The sequence below is a fragment of the Brevibacterium ammoniilyticum genome, assembly GCF_038429965.1.
GTDB lineage: Bacteria > Actinomycetota > Actinomycetes > Actinomycetales > Brevibacteriaceae > Brevibacterium > Brevibacterium ammoniilyticum.
Genome location: NZ_BAABNP010000020.1, coordinates 1 through 21,856, shown reverse-complemented (window position 1 = coordinate 21,856; position 21,856 = coordinate 1). Strand labels below are relative to the sequence as shown.

Sequence of the window (21,856 nt, the reverse complement as noted above, 5' to 3'; positions counted from 1 at the left end):
AGTGAGAGCCCGCTCAGTATGCGTAGCCGCCGGGGATGACGCCGGGCACGGCGGCGACTGCGCCTCCGCTGCCACCCGCAGTGATTCCCGCGCCTCCGCTTCCGGCGACGAGCCCCGCCGGTGCCGGGGCCCCTGCCCCCGCCGCACCGGGAGCAGCCGCAGTACCGCTGGGAACATCACTGCCGGGTACCGCAGTGCCCACGGCCGCGGGAAGCCCGGCGCGCGCCTCGGCGACACCCGTCAGCGGACCCGGGGCCACTGCCTTCTCGGGCACGGCGGACGGCGTGGGAGGGACCGCCTCGACGGGAACAGCCTCGGTGATGGCTTCGAACATGGCCAGGGTCCCGTGCTGGGCGGCCAGGGACACCGGCTCGGGATCGGAGGAGAGCTTGACGCCGACGGTCTGGGTGGCCCGGTCGACGTAGAGCATCTGGCCGTGGATGCCGATGCCGATGACGACGTCGCGGTTGGCCGAGGGCACCCAGAACTGGCTGCGGTACATCCCGCCCGGGTACGACTGTCCTGACGGGGAGTCGGCGAAGACCTGGGCCGAGTCAGGACCGCCTGCGAAGATGTCATCGATCCACGCCTGCGAGACCACCCGGGTCCCGTCCGCGTTGACGCCTCCCCGGGCGATCATCTCGCCGAAGCGCCCGAGGTCGCGCAGCGTCGTGCTGATCGCGCCGTCGGCGATCGACCCGCCCCACCGGTCCTGGCAGACCTGCGCGGCATGGGCGGCACCGATCCGCGACCACACGAACTCGCTGGCCACGACGGCGAAGGGACGGCCGACGACGTTCTCGCAGATCCATGCGAGGACGTCGGTCTCACAGCTGCGGTAGACGAAGGAGCTGCCGTGGTCGCGGACCTTCGTGAGCTTCGTGAGGAAGTCCTTGATCCCATGCGCCGAGGTGGGGGTCCGGGGCGCGAAATCGACGGCTTCGAAGAGGCTGCGGATCTCCGAGCCCTTCGTCAGGTATTCCTCGGAGAACTTCACCCCCGAACGCATGTCGAGGAGGTCCCGGACGGTGGCGCCGGCGTATCCGCTCTCGGAGAGCGCGGGGATGTGGGTGGTGACGAGGTCGTCGACGCTGAGCATCCCCGCATCGGCGAGGGCGCCGACGACGATCGAGACGATCGACTTGCTCACGGAGAAGAGCATGTGCCGGCGCGCGGGCTTCATCGGCCACGCGTACTCCTCGGCGATGGCCACGCCGCCGCGGGTGACGAGCCAGGCGTCGGTGTAGGTGTTCTCGAGCACGTCGCCGATCGTCGCCCAGCCCTCATCGTCGGCCGCGGCCCACTTCTTCGCGTCGATCTTCAGGGGTCGGAAGTCGTTGTCCTGGGAGACGTATTCGCTCACGGAGCCGATGCCGCGCGGAATCCCGGCGCTGGGGAAGATCTCCTCCATCCGGGTGAGCGCGAACGCGAAGTACTCCGGCCACTTCCACGAATCGAGGTCGATGCTCTCGAGGATCGCCTCGGAGGGGTCGACGATCGCGTCTTCGCTCGCAGAGGTGAGCTCCCCGACGTGCGGCAGCGGCCGCCTGCCGTTGCCGCCGGGTCCGTTCGCGCCCGGCCCGTTCGTGTCGGTGTCGTCGGTCGGATCCTCGCCGAGGCGGTCCTTACCGGAGGAATCGCGATCCCTGCGACTGCCGCCGTTGCCCTGGCTGCCGCGTCCGCGGCGACGATCGGTGCCGGCGTCGTGCCCGGTATCTTGCCCGGGGTCCGTCGATTCGGGGCTGTCAGCGGCTGTCTTGTCGTCGCCGTCGATGCCCTTCGTGTTGCCCGACAGCGCCCCGATGCGTCGGGTGGCGGGGTTACGAGTCAGGCTGTGGAGCACCTTCTTCATATCCGCCATCTCTGCCTCCGTCTGTCGTCTCATGCACCGTTGAGCCTACCTCTCGGACATGTGCGACAACAGTCACCGGACCATCGAATCGCGGTAACCGCTGAGTCACGCTCTGAGACTCAGGTCTGCCACCAGGCACAACGCTCACCCACGTTACCCATCAGTTATTTAACTTACAACCATCCGATACGAAGAGTTCAGCTCCGGGCCGCAGTCGGTTCGTCGAGCCGATTCGTCGAGGCGGTTCATCGAGGGGGTCCGCCGAGGCGGTTCACCGCGGAAGTTCACCGCTGTCCGTCCACCGCGGGCCCCGCCTCGGCGGGATCTGTCCCCGTCGTGGGCGCTGTCGCCTGAAGGAGCGCGGCGAGCGCCGGGAGGATGAGCACCGTGCAGGCCCCTGCGAGGACGAGGAGGGAGCCGACCTCGGCGGTGATCAGCTCGGAGCTCTCGGCCAGGGAGGTCACGGCGACGATGATCGGCAGTCCGGTGGCCCCGTAGAGGCCGATCTGCGTCTGCTGGCGCAGTCCCGTGACGCCCGGGGTGATGTGGAGGAACCGTTCGCCGAGGACGAGCGGGAGTCCGCGCAGGAGGACGATCGCGGCGAAGAATCCGAGGAGCATGAGCGGCGCCTCGGCGACGGCGGCCACGGCGATGCCCATGCCCGAGTAGACGAAGAAGACGGGGATGAAGAAGGAGAACCCCAAGGTCTGCAAGCCGGTCTCGAGACGATCGGTCGCCTCGGCGGGGGCGATCCTGCGCACGAGCATGCCCGCGATGAACGCCCCGAGGACGACGTCGAGGTCGAGGACGGCGGAGAGGAACATCAGGCTGATGAGGACGAGCATGATGACCCGCAGCACGAGCTGTGAGGTGCCGCTGGCGCCGTCGATGAGGGCGCGGCGCAGGCCGGGGATGCGGCTGCCGAGGTGGAGGGGGAGGACGACGGTGAGGACCATGATGACGACGAAGGCGACGAGGACGAGGGCATTGAGGGAGAAGTCGCGGCCGGTCAGCAGCAGTGCCATGGCGAGCACGGGACCGAGTTCGCCGACGGCGCCGTGGACCATCGTGCCCGCGCCCACAGGGGTCCGCAGCACCCCGGCGTTGCTGAGGATCGGCAGGAGCGTGCCGAGCGCGGTCGAGGTCAGGGCGATGCCCACGGCCGCCCAGCCGAAGAATCCGATCTCGCCGGCGACGAGGGCGGTGAAGACGACGGCGAGGGCGAAGCTGACCGCCCACACCAGCCAGGAGAGCCGGCCCTGGCGCGAGCGCATCGCCTGCGGGTCGATCTCGAACCCGGCGAGGAGGAAAAGGAGGCCGAGTCCGATCTCGGAGAGCAGGCCGAGGCTTTCGCTCGGCGCGGCGAGGCCGAGGACCGACGGTCCGATGAGAAGCCCGCCGAGGAGGAGCCACACGGTGTCGGGCACCCAGCCGCGGGAGGCTCTGGCCAGCAGCGGGGAGACGCACACGACGAGGACCATGAGAACCAGTGGCGCGAACTCCTCTGCCGTGTCCATAGACGACAGAGTACAAGGCCTGAGGTCGGTTCGGTCTGTCACGCGGGTGGGCAGTTCCGCTAATCTCGGGGCAGAGGGCTCTTCGCCGAGGTGCGGACCACGAGCACAGCATCCGGTCCCGTCCCCGCGGAGGCAGTCGATGACGATCCGAGGAGCGACACGCGATGCCGGTGACACAGCTCGACCCCGACCGCAGCACCGACTGCCTCACGATCGCCTGGCAGCTGCCCGCGACCGCCGATGCGGTGTGGGCGCACCTGCAGAACGTCGAGATGATCAGTGAGTGGCTGGGGCGTCCGCTCGTCTTCGACACCCGCCTCGGCGGGGAGATCATCATCGACCATGCCGACAGCTACCTCTGCCGCTCCGAGGTGCTCGCGATCGGCGAGAAGGGTGCTGACGAGGAACGGGGTGCCGAGGAGCAGGTTGGCGGGGACGGTGCTGGTCAGGAACGTGCCGGTCAGGATGGCGCCGAGGATGCCGTCGAGCACAGTGCGGAACTGAGCTGGTCGTTTCCCGACGAACCGACGAGCCGGATCGCCGTCACGGTCTCGACCACCGAGGAGGTCGACGGCCGTGGGCCCGCGGCGGTCCCAGAGCAGGACGCCACCGCACCGGCCGCGGAGAGTCAACCCTCGGCGATGCTCCTCCTGCGCCACCGGGGACTCGGGGACCTCATCGACTCCTATGCGACCGGGTGGCTCACACACCTCAGTTATTTCGAGGCCTCACTCGCAGGCTCACCCTTGCCGCAGTCCCAGTTCTGGCCGCTGTGCGCGACGTTCGACCGGCTCGTCGAGGAACGGCGGAGCTAAGTTCATCGGTCCCGGGCGACCCGACGTTCACGGCCACGGGCAACCTGCACTGCGCCCGGCGACCGCCGTGCTGCTCGTGGCCGTGCGGTCACCGGTCGACGACGGCCCACATCGTCGTCGAATCCTCATCGGAGACGAGGACGAAGCGTCGCCCAGAGGACAGAGCGGCGAACTCGGAGCCCTTCCGCTCACTCACGGTCTTCCCTGTCGCCGAGTCGTAGAAGCGCGTCCACCCCGCATCGGTGACGACGACGAGCCCGAGCTCCGGGATCACTCCCTGCCCGCCCCACGGCATTCCGAACTGCCCGTCGTCCGCTGCCTCCACCTCGCCGACGGGTCGCGGATCCCCGGCCGACCACACGGTCGCACCGGTCCGCGCATCGAGCGCATCGACACCGGATTCGAGCCCGGGCACGATGACGAGCGGGCCCTCGGGTCCGTCGACCGGTGCGGTCTGCGGGGCGCCGGGGAAGCCGATCGAGTCGAAGGCCGCCTCGGGGGCATCGGCCTCCCATGCCTTCAGCCCGCCGGTCGTTCCCTGGTATTTGATCGCCGAGGCGTAGAGCTGGGGCTGCACGCACGTCGCCTCGCCCTTCGGGGTGAACTGGAGGTCGACGGTGCACACCGGGTCGAAGGTGTCCGTCATCGTCGCCTCCGCCGTGGTGTCGGCGATCGCCATGACCGGGCTCGCTGCCGGCGGCGGCCCGGCGGGGAGGTCGAGGACCGCCGCACGTGTCACCGCTGAGCTCATCGGGTCGTCGGGGTCGTCGGTGCCGTAGACGTAGAGGGCGGAGGCCGCCTCGGTGGTGGGCAGGACGTCGTAGTAGTCGAATCCGGTGTCGTCGACCGAGCGCGCCTGCTCGAGGGAGATCGTCGAGTGCTTCCCGGAGCCCAGGTCGATCCGGGTGAGCGCCGAGTCGCCGTCGTCCTCCCACGAGAGGTAGCCGGTCGACCGGTCGGGTGAGATGTTCACCCGCGCACCGCCGAAGGTCCGCGATTTCGGCCCCACCGACAGTGCCGGCCACGCTTCCTTCCCGGTCTTCGGGTCGAGGGCGACGACGGTGAGGTTGCCGTCCGCCGAGGTGGGCTGACATCCCGGTTCCTCGATCGCCCCGTAGTAGCTGAGGAGGATGAGGTCGCCGTCGCCGAGGATGGGGGCGGTTCCCGTCGTCTGCGATCCGAAGCCTTCGGGCATATGGCAGGACTCGCTGCCGCCGGGCAGGGTGTACGCCCACTGTTTCGTGCCGTCGGCCCACGAGTAGGCCGCGGTCTTTCCCGAGTAGTCGTGGATGACCACGGTGTCACCGACCGAGTAGGCCTCCGCTCCCCCGCGTTCGTCGTCGATGCGGGTGGGCATGCTCCACAGTTCGGTTCCCTTCGCATCGATCGCGCGAACCTTCTGGGCGTTCCAGTCCGTGACGAGGGCCCGTCCGAGTCCGTCGTCGACGATGATCGAGGAGAGGTAGTCGAGGTCGATCGGGTCGCTGAGCACCGGCTTCGTCGTCGGTGTCGGGCTCGGCTGGCTCGCAGGCGATCCCGAACTGCAGCCGGCGAGGGTGAGCAGCAGCGCGGCGGTGAGCGCCGCGACCGGGCGCAGCCTCATGGCAGAAGTCTCGTGGTCATATCCAGATGATAGGTCACCCGTAGTCAGGCCGACCGCGTCGCCTCAGTGCGCTTCGGTCGCCGTCGGTCCCGTGTCCGTGCCTCCCTCTACGATGAGTCCATGACCGCACAGCGCAGCGTGGGAATCGTCCTCTTCGAGGGCTTCGAGCTCCTCGACGTCTTCGGCCCGGTCGAACTGCTCAGCGTCCTGCCCGAGGAGTACCGGATCGTCTACCTCGCCGACGAGCCGGGTCCGGTGCGCAGCAGTCAGGGCGCCGAGGTGGTCGCCACCGAATCCTTGGCCGCTGGCCGCACTCCTGACATCGTCCTCATCCCCGGCGGGGCGGGCACTCGCCTCCTCGTCGACGATGAGGTCTTCCTCGACCGGTTCGCCACATGGGCATCGCCCTCGCCGATCATCACTTCGGTGTGCACGGGTTCGGCGGTGCTCGCGGCGGCCGGACTCCTCGAGGGCTACCGGGCGACGTCGAACAAGCGCGCCTTCACGTGGGCTGCGACTCATGGCGATGATGTCGAATGGGTGCCCCATGCCCGGTGGGTCGAGGACCGCGACCGGTGGACGTCCTCGGGTGTCGCCGCGGGCATGGACATGACGGCCGCGCTCATCGCCCACCTCAGCGGGCAACCGGCAGCACGCGACGCCGCTCGGATCATCGAACTCGAGGTCCACGACGACCCCCGCTGGGATCCCTTCGCCGAGCACTACGGGCTCGGGAGGTGATCACTGGGACACGCCGCTGATGAACGCCGCAAGCTCAGGCGAACCCGAGGTCCTCGGCGACGCGGATCGCTCGGGCCCGCGAATCGACGCCGAGCTTCGCGAAGACGTTGACGAGGTGGCTCTTCACCGTCGCCTCGGTGACGAAGAGCTCCTGCGCGATCTGCGCATTCGACGCCCCGGTCGCGAGCAGCCGGACGACCTCGAGTTCCCGCCTCGTCAGCTGCGGTGCCGGATTGCGCATCTGCGCGATCGCCTTCGCACTGATCTCCGGTGGCAGGTACGTCTTCCCTTGGGAGGCGGACTCGATCGCCGTGGTGATCTCCGCCGGTTCGATGTCCTTGAGGAGGTAGCCTGCGGCACCGGCGCTCAACGCGGCGACGATCTCGGCATCGTGGTCGAAGGTCGTGAGAATGAGGACTGCGGGCGGGGTCGGCAGGGCGCGCAGCTGCTTCGTCACTGCGATCCCGTCCATGCCCTCGCCCAGACGCAGGTCGCAGACGACGACATCGGGTTCGGTCGAGGCGACGAGGACGAGCGCCTCGGCGCCGTCACCGGCTTCGCCGACGACCTCGATGTTCTCGGGTGCGTCGATGACCGCTCGCAGTCCGGCCCGCACAACGGGGTGGTCATCGATGAGCACGACACGGATCGTCATCCGCTCACTCCTCTGGTCGGTACGGTCGCCGATATCGCGAATCCTGCGCCGGGGTTCGTCTCGATGACGAGGTCCCCGCCGAGTTCGCGCATCCGCGCGGCGATGAAGTCGAGGCCGAACCCTGAGTCGGTGCCGCGGGTGCGGGCATCATGGTCGGCCATGCCCACCCCGTCGTCGACGATGTCCATGCGGATCATGCCCTCGGAGTCGATGAGGCTGACCTTGACCCTGGATGCCTGCGCGTGCTGTCGGACGTTGGCGAGCGCGGACTGTGCGGTGCGCAGCAGGGCGACCTCCACCTCGGCGGGCAGCGGCGGCACGGTCTCGTCGACGTCGAGGCGAGTGCTCAGACCGCTCTCCTTCTCCAGCCGGGTCAACAGGCGCCGCAGCGCGGCCGGCAGGGCCCCGTCCTCGAGTTCGGCGGGGGTGAGTTCGGCGATGATCCGGCGGATGTCACGCGATCCCTGGGCGGCGAGGCTCTCGACCTGGCGGAGAACATCGCGCGCATGCGGATCGGTGGTGCGATCGACCTCGGCGTGGGCGATGAGACGGATCGAGGAGATCTCCTGCGCGACAGTGTCGTGGACATCGCGCGAGATCCGTGTGCGCTCCCGGATCTCCCCCGCATGGCGTTGTGTGAGCGCGAGTTCGTCCTGCAGGTCGACGAGGCTGCGGTGAGCGGCTTCGAGCGAGTGGATGAGCTCCTCCCGGCGTCTGCCCTCCCGGAGGAGTTCGATGTAGCCGCGGGAGAGCCCGAGGGCGAAGACCGCACCGATGAGGGAGCCGATGACGCTCGGCGTGCTCACCGCACCGTGGTGGAGCAGGGGCGCGGCGATCGTCGCGAGATAGGTCGCTGCGGTGAAGACCACGGCGATGCGCAGGGAGAACAGGTGCCCGGCGAGGAGCCAGAGGAGGAACGCGACCCAGATGAACTCGGCGGAGACGACGAGCATGAGCAGCCAGATGACCGCGAGGACGACGAGCCACCATTTCGCGAGCACGACCGCATCGGACCTCGCCGCCCGCACCGCACCGAGGACGTACCACGCGAGGAAGACGACGCTGACCGCGATCACCGCGGGCAGCGGGGCACCCACGGAGACCGCCCGGAGGCACGAGATGACGGTGAGGACGAGGGCGATCGCGTGCTGCCCGATCTCCATCGTGCGCACCGTCCAGCCGTGTGAGCCCACGTCCACCCCTCCCCTCTGTCCGTCAGCATATCGGGCGCCGGGGCGCACCGCGGAGCTGCGCGGTGCACCCCGAGTCCCGGCCAGGACCTGATCGCCGTCCCGGCCATCCGCGCGATCGCCGTCGCCCGGCGATGGGAGCAGAACCGCCGAGGCGGCCGGTCGTTCGCGCATCAGTGCCGAGCCGTGTGCGCCGGGTGTCCGGCAGCCGCCGGAGCGTCGCCGGCTGGCGCACCGCTCACCGGCACACCTCCAGCCTGCACGCGGGCAATCCCGCCGCGGGCGATCCTCCGGTTCGGCCACCAGATCCGGTCTCCGGCGAGTCCGAAGATCGAGGGAACGATGACGGTGCGCACGAGCACGGTGTCGACGAGCACCCCGACGCCGACGATGAGCCCGAGCTGACCGAGCACCATGAGCGGCAGCATGCCGAGGGCTGCGAAGACTCCGGCGAGCACGATGCCGGCGCTCGTGATGACTCCACCGGTGTGGGCGACGGCGTCGATGATGCCCTGTCGGGCGCCGTGGAGCTCCGACTCCTTCTTCGCCCGGTGGGAGAGGAAGATCGAGTAGTCGATGCCGAGGGCCACGAGGAAGAGGAACGCGAGGATCGGCACCTGCGCATCGATCGCGGCCTGCCCGAAGAACAGCCGGCTGAGCACCGACCCGAGTCCGATCGCGGCCGCCGCCGAGGCGATGTTGACCACGAGCAGGGCGAGCGCGACGAACGGTGCGCGCAGCACCCCCAGGAGGATGACGAAGCTGATCGCGAGCACGAGCGGGGCGATGGTTTCAAAGTCCCGGGCATTGCCGTCGCGGGCGTCGAGTTCCGAGGCGGCGGCCCCTCCCACCTCGGCGTTCGCACCGTCGATGCCGTGCACATCGGCGCGCAGCTCTTCGACGAGGGCGAGCCCTTCGGGACTGTCGGGAGCGTATTCGCCGGTCACCATGATCTTCGCGGTCGACTGTCCGTCGATCGTCGTCTCGTCGACCGGAACGGCGCGGACGACTCCGTCGATTCCGCTCACGGAGTCGACGACCTCATCGGCCTGATCGGCATCGGCGACGATCCAGATCGGCTGCGACTCCCCGGGCGGGAAGTGATCGCCGAGGACCTCGAGACCCTGCGCCGACTCCGACTGCACCCGGAACTTCTCCTCCTGGTCGAGTCCCACGGTGGTGCCGATGAGACCGGTGGCCATGATGCCCAGCAGGACGACCCCGACGCCGAGGTGGAGCCCCGGCCGGCGCACCACCCAGGTCGCGACCCGCCGCCAGAACGACGGTCGGGCAGCGGCAGGGCCGACCGCCTCGGCGCCGGAATCCTCGGCATCCTCACGGACCCCGCCGTCGGCCTTGGGCACGAACGGCCAGAACACACGCTTGCCGCAGATCGCGAGCACCGGGGGCAGGGCGAGAAGGACGGCGGCAGCGGCGATGAGCAGACCCGCGGCCGCGGTGATGCCGAGCCCGCGAGTGCCGGGGATGACGGCGAAGACGAGGCTGAGCAGGGAGAGGACGACGGTGAGGTTCGAGGCGAGGATCGTGCCGACCGTGTGCCGCCATGCCGAGGCGAGCGCGAGGCGATGGTCGGCTTCGCGTCCGAGCTCCTCGCGGTAGCGGGAGATGAGGAGGAGCGCGTAGTTCGCTCCCGCTCCGAAGACGAGGACGCTGATGATGCCGGCGTCGAACTGGAGGTCGAGGGCATCGCCGATCGCCGCGGTCACGGTCGAGGCGAGCCCGTCGGCGGTGCCGATGACGAGCAGCGGCAGCAGCCAGAGGATCGGCGACCGGTAGGTGAGGATGAGGAGGAGGGCGACGATGACGATCGTGACGATGAGGAGGGTGAAGTCGGCGCCGTCGAACGCCGAGGCGATGTCCGCCCCGATCGCCGGACCGCCGGTGACGAGCATGGACACTCCCGAGTCTTCGAGGGCCTGCGCGTCCGCGTCGGAGGCGATCGTCGTCCGCAGGACGTCGACGACGTCCGCGGTCTGAGTGTTCGTCATGCCCACGGTGATCGGCACCATGAGCAGTGCCGCCTCCCCGTCATCGCACGTGACCGGCCCGCTCACCTGTCCGTCACCGGAATCTGCGGGCGCCTCCTCGCCGAGGTTGTCGCGCAGCTTCGCCAAGCCCGCTTGGTCTGCTGCGGTGAGGGCAGCCCCGTCGGTCCGGGAGGCGACAACCATGACGGTCTGCTCGTCGGCGTCGGGGAACTTCGCGAGGACATCGGCGACGCGGCTCGATTCCGAGTCCGGCGGGGCCGATTCGATGGGTCGGTCCTCGCCGGCGCCGGCGAGGAGTCCGAAGAGGAGGGTGACGACGATGAGGACAGCGCCGAGGCTGATCCACGCACCGCGCTTCGACGCAAGGAATGCGCCGGCGTGAGCAAGGGAATTCTTCATAGTCCCAGCTCATCAATTTACGGCGCTCGGCACATCGCCTGTCAGTTGAGACTTCGTCTGCAACTTTCGATGGGGATGCCTACTGCCGCGGGCCAGTTCAGGTCAGTCGATGACGGCTCCCGCGGCCCGCATCTCTGCGAGCGCGGCCGCACTCGATTCGGCGCCGACCCCGGCGATGAGGTCACCGAGGACCCGCACCTCGAGCCCGGCTCCGAGCGCGTCGAGGACGGTGGCGCGCACGCAGTGGTCGGTGGCGATGCCGGCGACGTCCACCTCGGTGACGGTGAGGGTCGTGAGCAGGTCGCCGAGGTGCTCCCCCGTCTCCGTGGTCCCTTCGAATGCGGAGTACGCGGGCACGCCCTGGCCTTTGTGCACGGTGTGGGTGATGGTCCTTGTCTCGAGCAGCGGGTCGAAGGCGGCACCCGCGGTGCCGGCGACGCAGTGGACGGGCCACGAGTCGACGAAGTCGGGCTCGGCGGCGAAATGACCGCCGTTGTCGCCATCGGCATCATGCCAGTCCTGGGAGGCGACGATCGCGTCGTAGTCGGCGGCGCGCGCGCCGAGGTAGTCCGAGATCCCGCGCGCAACCGCATCACCGCCGGTCACGGCGAGCGCTCCGCCTTCGGTGAAGTCGTTCTGGACGTCCACGATGAGAAGTGCCTTCGCCATGTCTCGAGCATAGGCGCTCCCGGCCGGTTCGTCAGGGGGCATTGTGTGGTCGCGGCCAGCCGAGAGCCCACCTGGCGGGACGGATTCGGTGCGGGGACCAGGCGGTCAGACGCGGCGACTGCTCAGAGGAGACCGGAGGCAGCGAAGAGTCGGCGGTAGATGTCGCGGATGACGGACTGTTTGCGGGCGTTGTAGTCCATCGTCGTCTCCCCGGCGTCGCTGGACTCCTCCGCGGCCCGGCGTTTGGCGTCTTCGTAGAGTCGACGGTCGTCCGGGGTCGCGGTCAGCCAGTCACGGAAGAGGCGGTGCCGGACGAATTCGGGGCAGTGGGGGCCGAAGACGTGGAGGTTGCTCAGCGGAGTTCGTTGGGTGCCGTCGGTGTCCTGGTGCCGGAACACCCGGTGCTCGTACCAACCGGGTTCGCGGATGACGAGGTCGTAGCCGACCTCGGCGAGCGCGGGGCGGTAGTCGTCCTCACGGCGGGGATCGGCGACGATGAGGTCGATGTCGATGACGGGTTTGGCGGCGAGGTCCGGCACCGAGGTCGACCCGATGTGCTGGAGCGCGAGCACCCGATCGCCCAGGACGCTGCGGATCGCGGCGGCGAGCTCCTCGTACTGCCCGGCCCATGCCTCGTCGTGGTCGACGATCGCGATGTCGGTGCGCGCACTCGGCTTCACCCACAGGAGCGGATCGTCGAAGTCGGCGAAGGCGACCACCTCAGCGGGGTCCGCGGACGTCGGGTCAGCGGGATTCGCGGATGTCGTGGAGGCAGAGTCGGCGGGCGTCACGCTGCGGATCTGCCGGCGGACCAGTAGAACTGGGAGAAGCGGCGCTTCTTGTCCAGCGGCAGCTCGTGCCGCAGTCGGCTGCGCACCGTGGAGATGAGGCCGCGCTCTCCGGCCGCCCACACGTAGAGCCCGTTCGTGTCGAGGCCGAGTCCGCGGACCTCGTCGACGATCGCCTGACCAGGGGTGTCCGCGCTGTTCACCCACGTCCATGTCGCGTTCGTCCGCTGCCGCTGCGGGATCCCCTCACGGTCGCCGTCGTCCTCGAGGATGGCGGTGACCTCGACCTCGCCGGGAATCCATCCCAGCCAGGAGTTCACGGCCGGCAGGGCGGAGAGATCGCCGAGGAGGACGAGCCTTCTCGTGTCCCCGGGCAGGTCGATGCGCTCCGGGGTGACCGAGGCATCGATCGTCGTCCCGGGAACGGCGTTCATCGCCCAGCGGGTCGCGGGGCCGGGACCTCCGTGCCTCCCGGAGGTGCGGAGGACGAAATCGAGGGCGAACGTTCCGGCGTGGATGTCGACGTCGACGAACGTGTATTCGCGGTGGGTGAACCGGCCGGGACCGCCTGCAGCGCCCTGATCGCCGCTCCTGTCGCCGACGCCGGCCAACGCACCTGCAGCAGTGCCGCTGCGCGGGACGCGCAGACGCACCCACGCCGTGGGATAGACGTCGATGAGCTCGCGGAGCAGATCATCGCCGGTGAAGTGGATCCGCCGATAGCGGTCGCCGAAGTCCTCGACCCCGGTGACGACGACCTCATGGTTAGTGTCGCGCCTGAGGCGTTCGACACCGCGCTGCCAGTTGACCATGATCCGCTCCCGTCAGCTCGATCCTGCCCGTTTGCTTCAGGGTACTCCTGCGGGCACCCTCACGGGAGGGGCGGACGAAACCGCTTCGAGCCGACCGTGGCGGATCAGGCGCGCTTGGCCTCGCGGAAGGCGCGCTTCTCAGCCTTGCGCGCCGCCTTGTCGGCGGCCCGCTCGATCGCCTTGTGCGTGTCGTCGGTGCCGACGATGAGCATGAGGCCGCCGAGCGCGGCAAGGTTCTTCGAGAACTGAAGGCGCTGCGCCGAGGCCTCCGGCTCGTCCTGCTCCCAGAACGCGTGGCCGGCGATCGTCGTCGGGATGAGGGACCCGGCGAGGGCGAGCGCGGACAGGCGCGGCTTGATGCCGAGCAGCAGAGTCGTGCCCGCCGCGAGCTGGATGCCGCCGTTGATGCGCACGAGCAGCTCGTTGTCGTCGGGGAGGACGGGGATGAGCTCCCGAAGCTTGTCCAGTGTCGGGGCCGCCAACTGCACGCGGCCGCCGGGCTTCGTCAGGGCCGCATAGCCGCCGAGGATGAAGATCGGTGCCGTGGACATGCGCCCCACGGTGCGCAGCAGGGATGATCCGAGCATGGGCTTCTCCTTCTCGTCCGGGTGAGGTTCCGTACTGGGCGGGACCGTCGTCCTCAGTGTGACGCTGCGGCCTGATCCACCCACCTGGGGCTTGAGCCTATAGGATGCCCTGTCCCACCTCAACGCCTGACCACGACGAATGCCCGGTGACGAGGCTACCTGGGGGTTCACCTCGGCGAGGGACCGCCGTTCCGGCGAGGGAACTTGACGTCATGCCTCGAGTGCGGCTCCGCCGTGGCTCGGCTGGCGACGGAACTGGCCGGTGAGGATGAGGACGAGGATGACGACGCCCGAGACGATCCACCCGGAGACGCCGAGCATGGTGACGAGTGCGGCGTCGGGGGCCGGGGCGTTGCCGTTGAGGACGAGGGCGAGCAGCATCCCCGCGGAGGCGTTGAGGGCGGCGTGGGCGAATACCGCCGGCCACACCGATCCCGTGCGCAGTCGCAGCCAGCCGAAGAGGATGCTCAGCGCGATGCAGGCGCCGACCATGAGCGCGAGACCGGCGAGATTCGGGCGGGCGAAGTTGTAGCCGAGGAGGATGAGCGGGGCGTGCCAGAGCCCCCAGACGACGCCGATGATGACGAGCAGCGGCCACGTTCCCAGCGGTCGCAGCGAGGTGAGCAGCCATCCGCGCCAGCCCACTTCCTCACCGAAGGCGAACACGGCGGTCGCTGCCGTGTTGACGACGACGATGAGCAGGTAGACGGCGAGCGCAGCGCCGAGGGGCATCGTGTCGAGGCCCGGTAAGCCGGTGAGCGCGCTGCGGAATCCGGAGAGTCCGCCGAGGTCGAGGCTGAGCCAGCCGAACGCCGCAGAGACGAACGCGGCGGCGAGGACGAGGAGGTAGGTGCCGAGCACGGCGAGCCCGGTCACCCCGAGCACGCGTCCCACGGGATAGAGCGGCCACAGGCCGAGGTAGCGGGGAATGTTCGGGATCGTCGCCCGGTGGCGTCTGCGCTGGACGAGCACCGCGGCAACGGTGCCGAGCAGCGGGGTGAACATCAGCGTCGTCGCACAGATCTGCGTGAGCACCGGATCGGCAAGTCCCTTACCGGAGAGCCACAACGGCAGGCACACTAGCCAACCGAGACCCCCGGCGACGAGGATGAAGACCCCGACCTCGAGCCACGGCACCCTGGCGGGCGTAACGGGAGTGTCGGTCGGGGTCTGCGCGGCGGCGGCACCGGCCTGCTGGGACTCGGCGACACCCTCGGTGGGGACCGGCCCACCTGCCGGGGCGACAGCCTCGGCGGGGTCGTGGGACGCAGGGGTGGCGTTCGCCTCGGCGACGGTGGGACGGGGATTGCTGTTCTCAGTCGATGCGCTCATGGTGACCTCCTCAACCAATCTACGACGCGTTCATGCGGCAGGCTTCCCTCTCACGACGGAGATCGGGTCCCCCACCCGGGCGAGGAGCCGGCCCGGGCGCCGGGATGGAGTCTGCTCAGTCGGCGGGAATCCAGGCCTCCGCAACGGGCCTCCGGAGCACCGTTCCTGGTCAGCTACGATGAGCTGGTTGAATCACCGTCGATTCGTGCAAAGGTGCCACCCCATGACCGAACAGCCCCCGCAATCCCCGCAGCAGCCAGGCAGTCCCCAGCCCGGCTCACAGTCAGCCGCACGGGCCGGAACACCGACCGGCGCGCATCTCTCCGATGGCGACCATCTCTCCGTCCTCGGCTACAGCGACTCCTTCGACCGGTCGATGAGCCTGTGGGCGAACTTCGCGCTCGGCTTCACGTATCTGTCTCCGCTCGTCGGCGTCTACTCGCTGCTCGCGGTCGCACTGGCCGCAGGCGGTCCGCCGTCGATCTGGTGGATCGTCATCGTCGCGGCCGGGCAGATGCTCGTCGCCCTCGTCTTCGGCGAGGTCGTCTCCCAGTTCCCCATCGCCGGCGGCATCTACCCGTGGACCCGCAGACTCTGGGGCAAGAAGTACGCGTGGATGGCCGCATGGGTCTACATCTGCGCGATGATCGTCACCATCACCTCGGTGGCGGAGTTCGGGGCGGGCTTCGTCGCGAGCCTCTTCGACTTCGAACTCACCCGCAACGTCACGCTCGTCCTCGCGCTCGTGCTCCTCGTCCTCGCGCTCGCGATCAACTTCAGCGGCACGAAGTGGCTGGCCAGGATCGCGCGCATCGGCCTGTTCGCCGAGCTCATCGGCGTCATCGGGCTCGGCCTCTTCCTCCTCATCTTCGAGCGCAAGCACCCGTTCTCCGTGTTCTTCGACGCGATGGGCGTGGCCGGGGACGGCAGCTACCTCGCCGCGTTCATGGGTGCGGCCGTGGCCGGACTCTTCCTCTTCTACGGCTTCGAAGCGTGCGCCGATGTCGCCGAGGAGGTCTCCGACCCCGCTCGCCGCATCCCCAAGGCGATGATCATGACGATCCTCGTCGGAGCGGTCTCGGCCCTGTTCTCCTTCGGCGGCTACGTGCTCGCCGCCCCCAATCTCGAAGAGATCGTCGCCGGCGAGGTCGCCGACCCGATCCCCTCGATCCTCGAAGGCAGCCTCGGACCGGTGGGCGCGAAGCTCTTCCTTCTCATCGCGATCCTCGCGTTCATCTCGTGCGTGCTCAGCCTCCAGGCCGCGGCCTCCCGCCTGATCTTCAGCTTCGCCCGCGACGGCATGATGCCCGGCCACCGCTGGCTGTCGAAGGTCACCGAGGGCACGAAGGTCCCGCGCAACGCGCTCATCGTCGCCTGCACCGCGCCCGCGCTCATCTGCGTGCTCATCTGGTTCAACGACGGCATCCTCGTCGCGGTCACCTCGTTCGCGATCCTCGGCATCTACCTCGCCTTCCAGATGGTCGTCCTCGCCTCCCTGCGGCAGCGCGCGAAGGGCTGGAAGCCGGCCGGGCCGTGGTCGCTGGGCGCGTGGGGCATCGTCGTCAACGTCCTCGCGCTCGCATACGGGATCTTCGCGATGATCCTCCTCGCCCGGCCCGGCGAGACCGGGGAGTTCTTCGCCGACTACGTCGTCCTCATCGGCCTCGTCGTCGTCCTCGCCGTCGGGTTCCTCTACCTCTTCATCGCCCGCCCCGACCGGAAGTCGGATGCTCCGGAGGACGATGCCATCGCCGTCGCCGAGGCGATCCGCGCCCACCGCGGCGCCTGACCTTCCCGGGTGGGCTGCGACGGTGGGGCAGCCACGATGCGTCCACGCGCGATGTCTCGGGGATTCCGCGCGTGACGGCCCCGGCGCTATGCGCCACCGCTCGCAAGAAGTCCGCACGCGACGCGGTCGTCCCGACGGCCTCACTCGCCACTCGCAAGAAGTCCGCACGCGATGCACTTGCCTACCGCGTGCGGACTTTCTGCTCGCGATACGGCGTGCGTGGCAGAGCGCGGGTCCTCGAACGCCCTTACCGAAACCGCCGCCAGCACCAACCGCTCGGTTCTGATCCCTATGGCATGGATGCATCCAGCGCACTGGCACCCGAACCGAGCGGTCGTGGGCGCGCTCACTGCTGAGCCGCCTCGGCGCGTACCGGGGCTGACTTCGCGCGGAACGGCGCAAAGTCATCGCGGAACGCCGGACCACCTCGGCGATGCCACATAAAAATTCATTCCTATGCATAACAATTCGACACGGACACCTCCAGCGGGATACAGTGATGACCATGTCGAAAGTTCTCTCTTCTCTCCCTGTCGGCGAGCACGTCGGAATCGCCTTCTCCGGCGGCCTGGACACCTCCTGCGCGGTCGCGTGGATGCGCGACAAGGGCGCGATTCCGTGCACCTACACCGCGGACATCGGCCAGTATGACGAGCCCGACCTCGACGGCGTGACCGCTCGGGCGAAGGAGTACGGCGCGGAGATCGCCCGGTTCGTCGATGCCAAACGCCTCCTCGTCGAGGAGGGGTTCGTCGCCCTGCAGTGCGGTGCGTTCAATGTCCGCTCGGGCGGGAAGACCTACTTCAACACGACGCCGCTGGGCCGGGCCGTGACCGGCACGATGCTCGTGCGCGCGATGAAGGAGGACGGCGTCGACATCTGGGGCGACGGGTCGACCTACAAGGGCAACGACATCGAGCGCTTCTACCGGTACGGCCTCATGGCCAACCCGAAGCTGCGGATCTACAAGCCGTGGCTCGACTCGTCCTTCGTCGAGGAGCTCGGCGGCCGGCAGGAGATGAGCGAATGGCTCGTCGCCCACGGCTACCCGTATCGGGACTCCGCCGAGAAGGCCTACTCGACCGATGCGAACATCTGGGGGGCGACCCACGAGGCGAAGAGCCTCGAGTTCCTCGATGCCGGACTCGACATCGTCGAACCGATCATGGGCGTCGCGGCCTGGCGCGATGACGTCGAGGTCGAGACGGAAGAGGTCTCCGTCCGCTTCGAAGCCGGCCGGCCCGTCGCGATCAACGGCGAGGTCTTCGACGACCCCGTGGCACTGGTCTACAAGGCCAACGAGGTCGGCGGACGGCACGGACTCGGCGTCTCCGACCAGATCGAGAACCGGATCATCGAGGCGAAGTCGCGCGGCATCTACGAAGCCCCGGGCATGGCGCTGCTCCACATCACGTACGAGCGCCTGCTCAACGCGATCCACAACGAGGACACGATCGCCCTCTACCACGAAGAGGGACGCCGGCTCGGGCGGCGGATGTACGAGGGCCGCTGGCTCGACCCGCAGTCGCTCATGCTGCGCGAGTCCATGCAACGGTGGGTCGCCTCGGCGATCACCGGCGAAGTGACCCTGCGCCTGCGCCGCGGTGACGACTACACGATCGTCAACACGACGGGTCCGGCGCTGAGCTACCACCCGGAGAAGCTGTCGATGGAGCGCGTCGGCGACGCCGCGTTCGGTCCCGAGGACCGGATCGGACAGATGACGATGCGCAACCTCGACATCGCCGACTCCCGTGCCCGCCTCGAGCAGTACGCGGCCATGGGCATCGTCTCGGGTCCGACTTCGGAACTCGTGGGATCGCTCGAGGCCGGCGGCGCCGAGGAGATCGCCAGCTCCCCCGTCGACGTCGATGCCGATGTCGATCGCTCCGGACTCTCGGCTGCGTTCGACGCCGGCACGGACTGAGCGTCCCGGCTGCGGCGATCGATGCGTCCATTACGGGCACCGGGCGCTCGCGTGCGAAGCTCTGCGAGCTGAGGTTCGCCGGCACTCCCCTGACCCGGGTCGCGTTCGCGCGTCCCGCGACGTCGCACCGGCACCGGTGTTGTTGCTGGGCGGCGTCAGCGTGGTGGGTTCTGTTCGAATGGGTCTTGGATTTCGAACGGAACCCACCACGCAAGCTTTCCCCAGGTCCACCTTGACCGGCCCCGGGCCGCTGGTGAGACTGTGTCCATGACCGCCCCGAAACCCGGCACAGTCTCCGCCGACACAGGGCAGCCGCTCACCATCGCCGAGGCGATCGCCGCCGAACTGCGTCTGCGCGGAACCCCCGAGCGCGCCGCCAAGGAGAAGGCGTACCTCAAGAGCCCCCTCGATCACTGCGGTGTGAGCGTGCCCGAGACTCGCTCGATCGTCACCGCACAGCTGCGGTCCGTCGAGGGCGGAGCCGGAGCCGGCGTCAGCCGTGACTTCGCAGTCGCGGTCGCCGAGGCGCTCTGGGAGACCCCGATCCACGAACTCCGGTCGGCAGCGGTCATGGTGCTCATCACAGCGAAGGACCACCTCGGCGGAGACGATGCCCCGCTCATCGAACGGTTCCTAAGGGAGTCGCGCACGTGGGCCCTCGTCGATCCTCTCGCCGGCGATCTCGTCGGTCCCCTCACCGAGGTGACCGCAGACTTCGATCCGGTGCTCGAGAGATGGGCGGTCGATAAGGACTTCTGGCTTCGACGCTCCGCGCTGCTCGCGCATCTGCGGCCGCTGCGTGCCGGCGGCGGCGACTTCGACCGTTTCTCGCGTTTCGCCGACGTGATGCTTCAGGAGCGTGAGTTCTTCATCCGCAAGGCGATCGGCTGGGTGCTGCGCGACACCGCGAAGAAGCGGCCGGACCTCGTCTTCGAGTGGTTGCTTCCCCGTGCCCGCCGAGCCTCGGGCGTGACGATCCGGGAAGCGATCAGACCGCTGTCGCCCGAGCAGCAGGCCGCGATCCGTGCCGCAGATCGCTCGGACTGAGCGGCTTTGGCCCGAGAATACTGGACAACGCGGGGAGGCCCATATCGTCAGTGCAGAGCCTGTGTCTGAGCAAACTGCTAGTTTCGAAGCACCGACAGATTCCCGTTCGGCGAGAGTTGCCCGATGTTCGACTGGAGCTAATAGATGGCGGAACTACGCAATGCGTTCAATCCACGCGCGCCACACTTCTACAAAGATCCCAGCTGGTCTGCCGGCGACGCTTTCTGCAGTGAACGTCGGGTTGAGCGCATTTCGCAAGGCCTTCAATCAGAGACAGATGTCACTCGGGTTCTTGCATTCTTCGTTGGGGAATTCGGCGATAACCTCGCCAGAATCTTTCTGAACCTGGCTGGCGTTGACCAGCCTGGGACCGACTTCGAGTCATGGGTCGGAAGCGAATGGCTGAGTGCAGCAGGCGTCAGGATACCGGGTCGCCAGCGATCGCCCGACATCATCGTCACTGCACGAGAAGAAATTCGCAATGTGCTCCTCATTATCGAGGTGAAGGGTAATGCCTGGGTCAACGGCGGATGGGGTTACTGTCCAGTCCACGGAGGACTTCAGGGGTATTCCAACCAGATCATCTGCTATGCAGGCAACTGCTGGAGCACAGCGGATCTTGCTGTGGTGCCCCGCCTGATCATCGGTCCAGATTCGCACAAGTCGCTTTTCGGAGGATGGGGACGCAAAGGGATCGTCAAAGAGGACATCGCCCGCTATGGGTTATCTGAAGCTTTCGAAGCTCAACGCTCCGCCATCGAGAAATGGCAGTTCGCCGGCCTTCGAACGCTAGAGGCCCGAATCAAGGACTTGAGTCCTTCCGATGCAAGGAGGGATGCGCTGTATGTCCTGAGCCCTTGGCTCGACCGAATCGGCGTGTGACAAGACACCTGTCTCGCCCAGTCTCGGAACATCACCGATAACCTCGGCGGGGCCTCCTCAGGCGGTGTTACGGAACGGTGAAATAGGAGTCGATCCGAGTACCAGACCGGTCAGAACCTCAAACATCCGCACTCAACGTGTTCCGGAGGAGCGCAAAGCTACAGCCAGCCCCGACAAGTACGTTTCGACGACGTCGCGGACGACGTGGGTGTCAACGCCGAAACACTGGTGGACGAGTACATTTCTGAACCCGCGGATCTCCGGCCAGGCAATTTCCGGGTGTGCCTCAGTGACCTCCGGTGGGAGGTGATTGGCCGCTTCACCGATGATCTGGAGATTGCGTTCGATGGCGTCCTCAGCCATCTCAGCGAGTGTGGCATCCCCATCGTCAAGAGCTTCGACGTAGCGTTGGCAACGGTCGACTGCGTCTAGGATGTCAGAGATCCGCTGATCAGGGCTGCGACTCACAGTGGTACCGCGTCCGCAAGGACTGAAGCCGACATGCCGCGCTTGAGCAGCTGTATGGGGAATACGTCAATATCGTCGCGGCCGAACAGTTCACGTGTCTCTTCCAGGAGTCCGGAAGCTCGCATGAGGAGGTTCCCGTCAGCTGGGTCCATTTCGACAAGGATGTCAATGTCGCTTCCCGACTCAGCCGTCCCGCGTGCGACGGACCCGAACAGACTCGGGTTGGTCGCTTTGTATTTTTCCAGGAGCGCAAAGAAGTCGTCGCGGCGCGCGTCCACGAGCTCGCGCAAGGCGAGCGTCTCGGGCGTCACTGCGGTCTCACTCACTCTTCCAGAGTAGCGGTGCCGCACCGCGCCTGGGAACATCACTCGCTGCGCTGACCGCACCAAGTGGCAATGAACGAGGCCGCCTCCATAGAATGGTGTCGGCCTCGTGCACTGAGGGTCGCACAAAGGACTGGGATCTCTAGATCTCAACCACCACCTCGGCGGCACCGAGGAGATCGCCAGTTCCCCCGTCGACGTCGATGCCGATGTCGATCGCTCCGGACTCTCGGCCGCGTTCGACGCCGGCACGGAATGAGGTCCAGCGGTTCGGCTCGACGCACCCGCGCATCAATGGAGGATCCGCTGTGAAATCCGATCGGATTTCACAGCGGATCCTCCATTCAAGGGCTCAACGGGTCTGGTTCGGGTTACAGGACAAAAAGTGTGTCTTTCCCGGGCGCGTCACCCGCTTCGTCCTCCCCACCCCTTCTGGATCCCGATGCCGTCT

The 21,856-nt window shown here is 68.0% G+C and carries 20 protein-coding genes; 6 read left to right on the top strand and 14 right to left on the bottom strand.

The genetic code is table 11. The features are described 5' to 3' along the window. Positions 1-13: 13 nt before the first annotated feature. Positions 14-1,885 carry a serine hydrolase domain-containing protein gene (locus AAHA49_RS16425; protein WP_339392399.1) on the bottom strand — a complete coding sequence of 624 codons (1,872 nt, stop codon included), beginning with the start codon at positions 1,883-1,885 and terminating at the stop codon, positions 14-16. A gap of 251 nt (positions 1,886-2,136) precedes the next feature. Beyond that, positions 2,137-3,369, bottom strand: a complete 1,233-nt coding sequence (locus tag AAHA49_RS16420) for a cation:proton antiporter (RefSeq protein ID WP_342039017.1) — start codon at positions 3,367-3,369, stop codon at positions 2,137-2,139. A gap of 164 nt (positions 3,370-3,533) precedes the next feature. Between AAHA49_RS16420 and AAHA49_RS16415 the strand changes: the two genes are divergently transcribed. Beyond that, positions 3,534-4,184 carry a hypothetical protein gene (locus tag AAHA49_RS16415; protein WP_342039016.1) on the top strand — a complete coding sequence of 217 codons (651 nt, stop codon included), beginning with the start codon at positions 3,534-3,536 and terminating at the stop codon, positions 4,182-4,184. Between the two features lie 88 nt (positions 4,185-4,272). On the opposite strand, the gene AAHA49_RS16410 is transcribed toward AAHA49_RS16415, so the two are convergent. Then, the gene (locus tag AAHA49_RS16410) at positions 4,273-5,787 is read right to left on the bottom strand and encodes an outer membrane protein assembly factor BamB family protein (protein ID WP_342039015.1); all 1,515 of its coding nucleotides are present in this window, start codon (positions 5,785-5,787) and stop codon (positions 4,273-4,275) included. A gap of 120 nt (positions 5,788-5,907) precedes the next feature. On the opposite strand from AAHA49_RS16410, the gene AAHA49_RS16405 reads away from it, so the two are divergent. Continuing rightward, positions 5,908-6,528, top strand: coding sequence for a DJ-1/PfpI family protein (locus AAHA49_RS16405; protein ID WP_342039014.1), 621 nt, complete (start codon positions 5,908-5,910; stop codon positions 6,526-6,528). A 34-nt stretch (positions 6,529-6,562) separates the two neighbouring features. Here the strand turns inward: AAHA49_RS16405 and AAHA49_RS16400 are convergent, their stop codons facing one another. The 8 genes from AAHA49_RS16400 to AAHA49_RS16365 all read right to left on the bottom strand — a co-directional run bounded on the left by AAHA49_RS16400 (position 6,563) and on the right by AAHA49_RS16365 (position 14,969). Continuing rightward, positions 6,563-7,183, bottom strand: a complete 621-nt coding sequence (locus tag AAHA49_RS16400; protein ID WP_342039013.1) for a response regulator — start codon at positions 7,181-7,183, stop codon at positions 6,563-6,565. After that, positions 7,180-8,382, bottom strand: coding sequence for a sensor histidine kinase (locus AAHA49_RS16395; RefSeq protein WP_342039012.1), 1,203 nt, complete (start codon positions 8,380-8,382; stop codon positions 7,180-7,182). Before AAHA49_RS16395 ends, AAHA49_RS16400 begins: the two co-directional genes overlap by 4 nt. A gap of 164 nt (positions 8,383-8,546) precedes the next feature. Further along, on the bottom strand, positions 8,547-10,781 hold the full coding sequence (locus AAHA49_RS16390) for an MMPL family transporter (protein WP_339392407.1): 2,235 nt from the start codon (positions 10,779-10,781) through the stop codon (positions 8,547-8,549). A gap of 102 nt (positions 10,782-10,883) precedes the next feature. Next, the gene (locus AAHA49_RS16385) at positions 10,884-11,450 is read right to left on the bottom strand and encodes an isochorismatase family protein (protein WP_339392408.1); all 567 of its coding nucleotides are present in this window, start codon (positions 11,448-11,450) and stop codon (positions 10,884-10,886) included. Positions 11,451-11,572: 122 nt separating this feature from the next. Beyond that, positions 11,573-12,241 carry a GrpB family protein gene (locus AAHA49_RS16380; protein WP_342039011.1) on the bottom strand — a complete coding sequence of 223 codons (669 nt, stop codon included), beginning with the start codon at positions 12,239-12,241 and terminating at the stop codon, positions 11,573-11,575. Beyond that, entirely contained in the window at positions 12,238-13,050 is an 813-nt protein-coding gene (locus AAHA49_RS16375; protein WP_342039010.1) for a siderophore-interacting protein, read from the bottom strand. The genes AAHA49_RS16380 and AAHA49_RS16375 overlap by 4 nt, the downstream gene beginning before the upstream one ends. Before the next feature lie 104 nt (positions 13,051-13,154). Beyond that, positions 13,155-13,637 (bottom strand): DoxX family protein, encoded by a 483-nt coding sequence (locus tag AAHA49_RS16370; RefSeq protein ID WP_342039009.1) that lies wholly within the window; start codon positions 13,635-13,637, stop codon positions 13,155-13,157. A 210-nt stretch (positions 13,638-13,847) separates the two neighbouring features. Next, positions 13,848-14,969, bottom strand: coding sequence for a CPBP family intramembrane glutamic endopeptidase (locus AAHA49_RS16365; RefSeq protein WP_342039008.1), 1,122 nt, complete (start codon positions 14,967-14,969; stop codon positions 13,848-13,850). Positions 14,970-15,192: 223 nt separating this feature from the next. On the opposite strand from AAHA49_RS16365, the gene AAHA49_RS16360 reads away from it, so the two are divergent. The 4 genes from AAHA49_RS16360 to AAHA49_RS16345 all read left to right on the top strand — a co-directional run bounded on the left by AAHA49_RS16360 (position 15,193) and on the right by AAHA49_RS16345 (position 20,614). Continuing rightward, positions 15,193-16,758, top strand: coding sequence for an APC family permease (locus AAHA49_RS16360; protein ID WP_342039007.1), 1,566 nt, complete (start codon positions 15,193-15,195; stop codon positions 16,756-16,758). Positions 16,759-17,263: 505 nt separating this feature from the next. Next, complete coding sequence (gene argG, locus AAHA49_RS16355) at positions 17,264-18,685, top strand: argininosuccinate synthase (RefSeq protein WP_342039006.1); 1,422 nt, start codon at positions 17,264-17,266, stop codon at positions 18,683-18,685. A 267-nt stretch (positions 18,686-18,952) separates the two neighbouring features. Continuing rightward, the gene (locus tag AAHA49_RS16350) at positions 18,953-19,732 is read left to right on the top strand and encodes a DNA alkylation repair protein (protein WP_342039005.1); all 780 of its coding nucleotides are present in this window, start codon (positions 18,953-18,955) and stop codon (positions 19,730-19,732) included. A gap of 144 nt (positions 19,733-19,876) precedes the next feature. Beyond that, positions 19,877-20,614: a hypothetical protein gene (locus AAHA49_RS16345; RefSeq protein ID WP_342039004.1), complete on the top strand. Its 738-nt coding sequence runs from the start codon at positions 19,877-19,879 to the stop codon at positions 20,612-20,614. A gap of 132 nt (positions 20,615-20,746) precedes the next feature. Here the strand turns inward: AAHA49_RS16345 and AAHA49_RS16340 are convergent, their stop codons facing one another. The 3 genes from AAHA49_RS16340 to AAHA49_RS16330 all read right to left on the bottom strand — a co-directional run bounded on the left by AAHA49_RS16340 (position 20,747) and on the right by AAHA49_RS16330 (position 21,697). Next, positions 20,747-21,082, bottom strand: coding sequence for a HepT-like ribonuclease domain-containing protein (locus AAHA49_RS16340; RefSeq protein WP_342039003.1), 336 nt, complete (start codon positions 21,080-21,082; stop codon positions 20,747-20,749). Continuing rightward, the gene (locus AAHA49_RS16335) at positions 21,079-21,408 is read right to left on the bottom strand and encodes a nucleotidyltransferase family protein (RefSeq protein ID WP_342039002.1); all 330 of its coding nucleotides are present in this window, start codon (positions 21,406-21,408) and stop codon (positions 21,079-21,081) included. The genes AAHA49_RS16340 and AAHA49_RS16335 overlap by 4 nt, the downstream gene beginning before the upstream one ends. 139 nt (positions 21,409-21,547) lie before the next feature. Next, positions 21,548-21,697 (bottom strand): hypothetical protein, encoded by a 150-nt coding sequence (locus AAHA49_RS16330; protein ID WP_342039001.1) that lies wholly within the window; start codon positions 21,695-21,697, stop codon positions 21,548-21,550. Positions 21,698-21,856 lie beyond the last annotated feature (159 nt).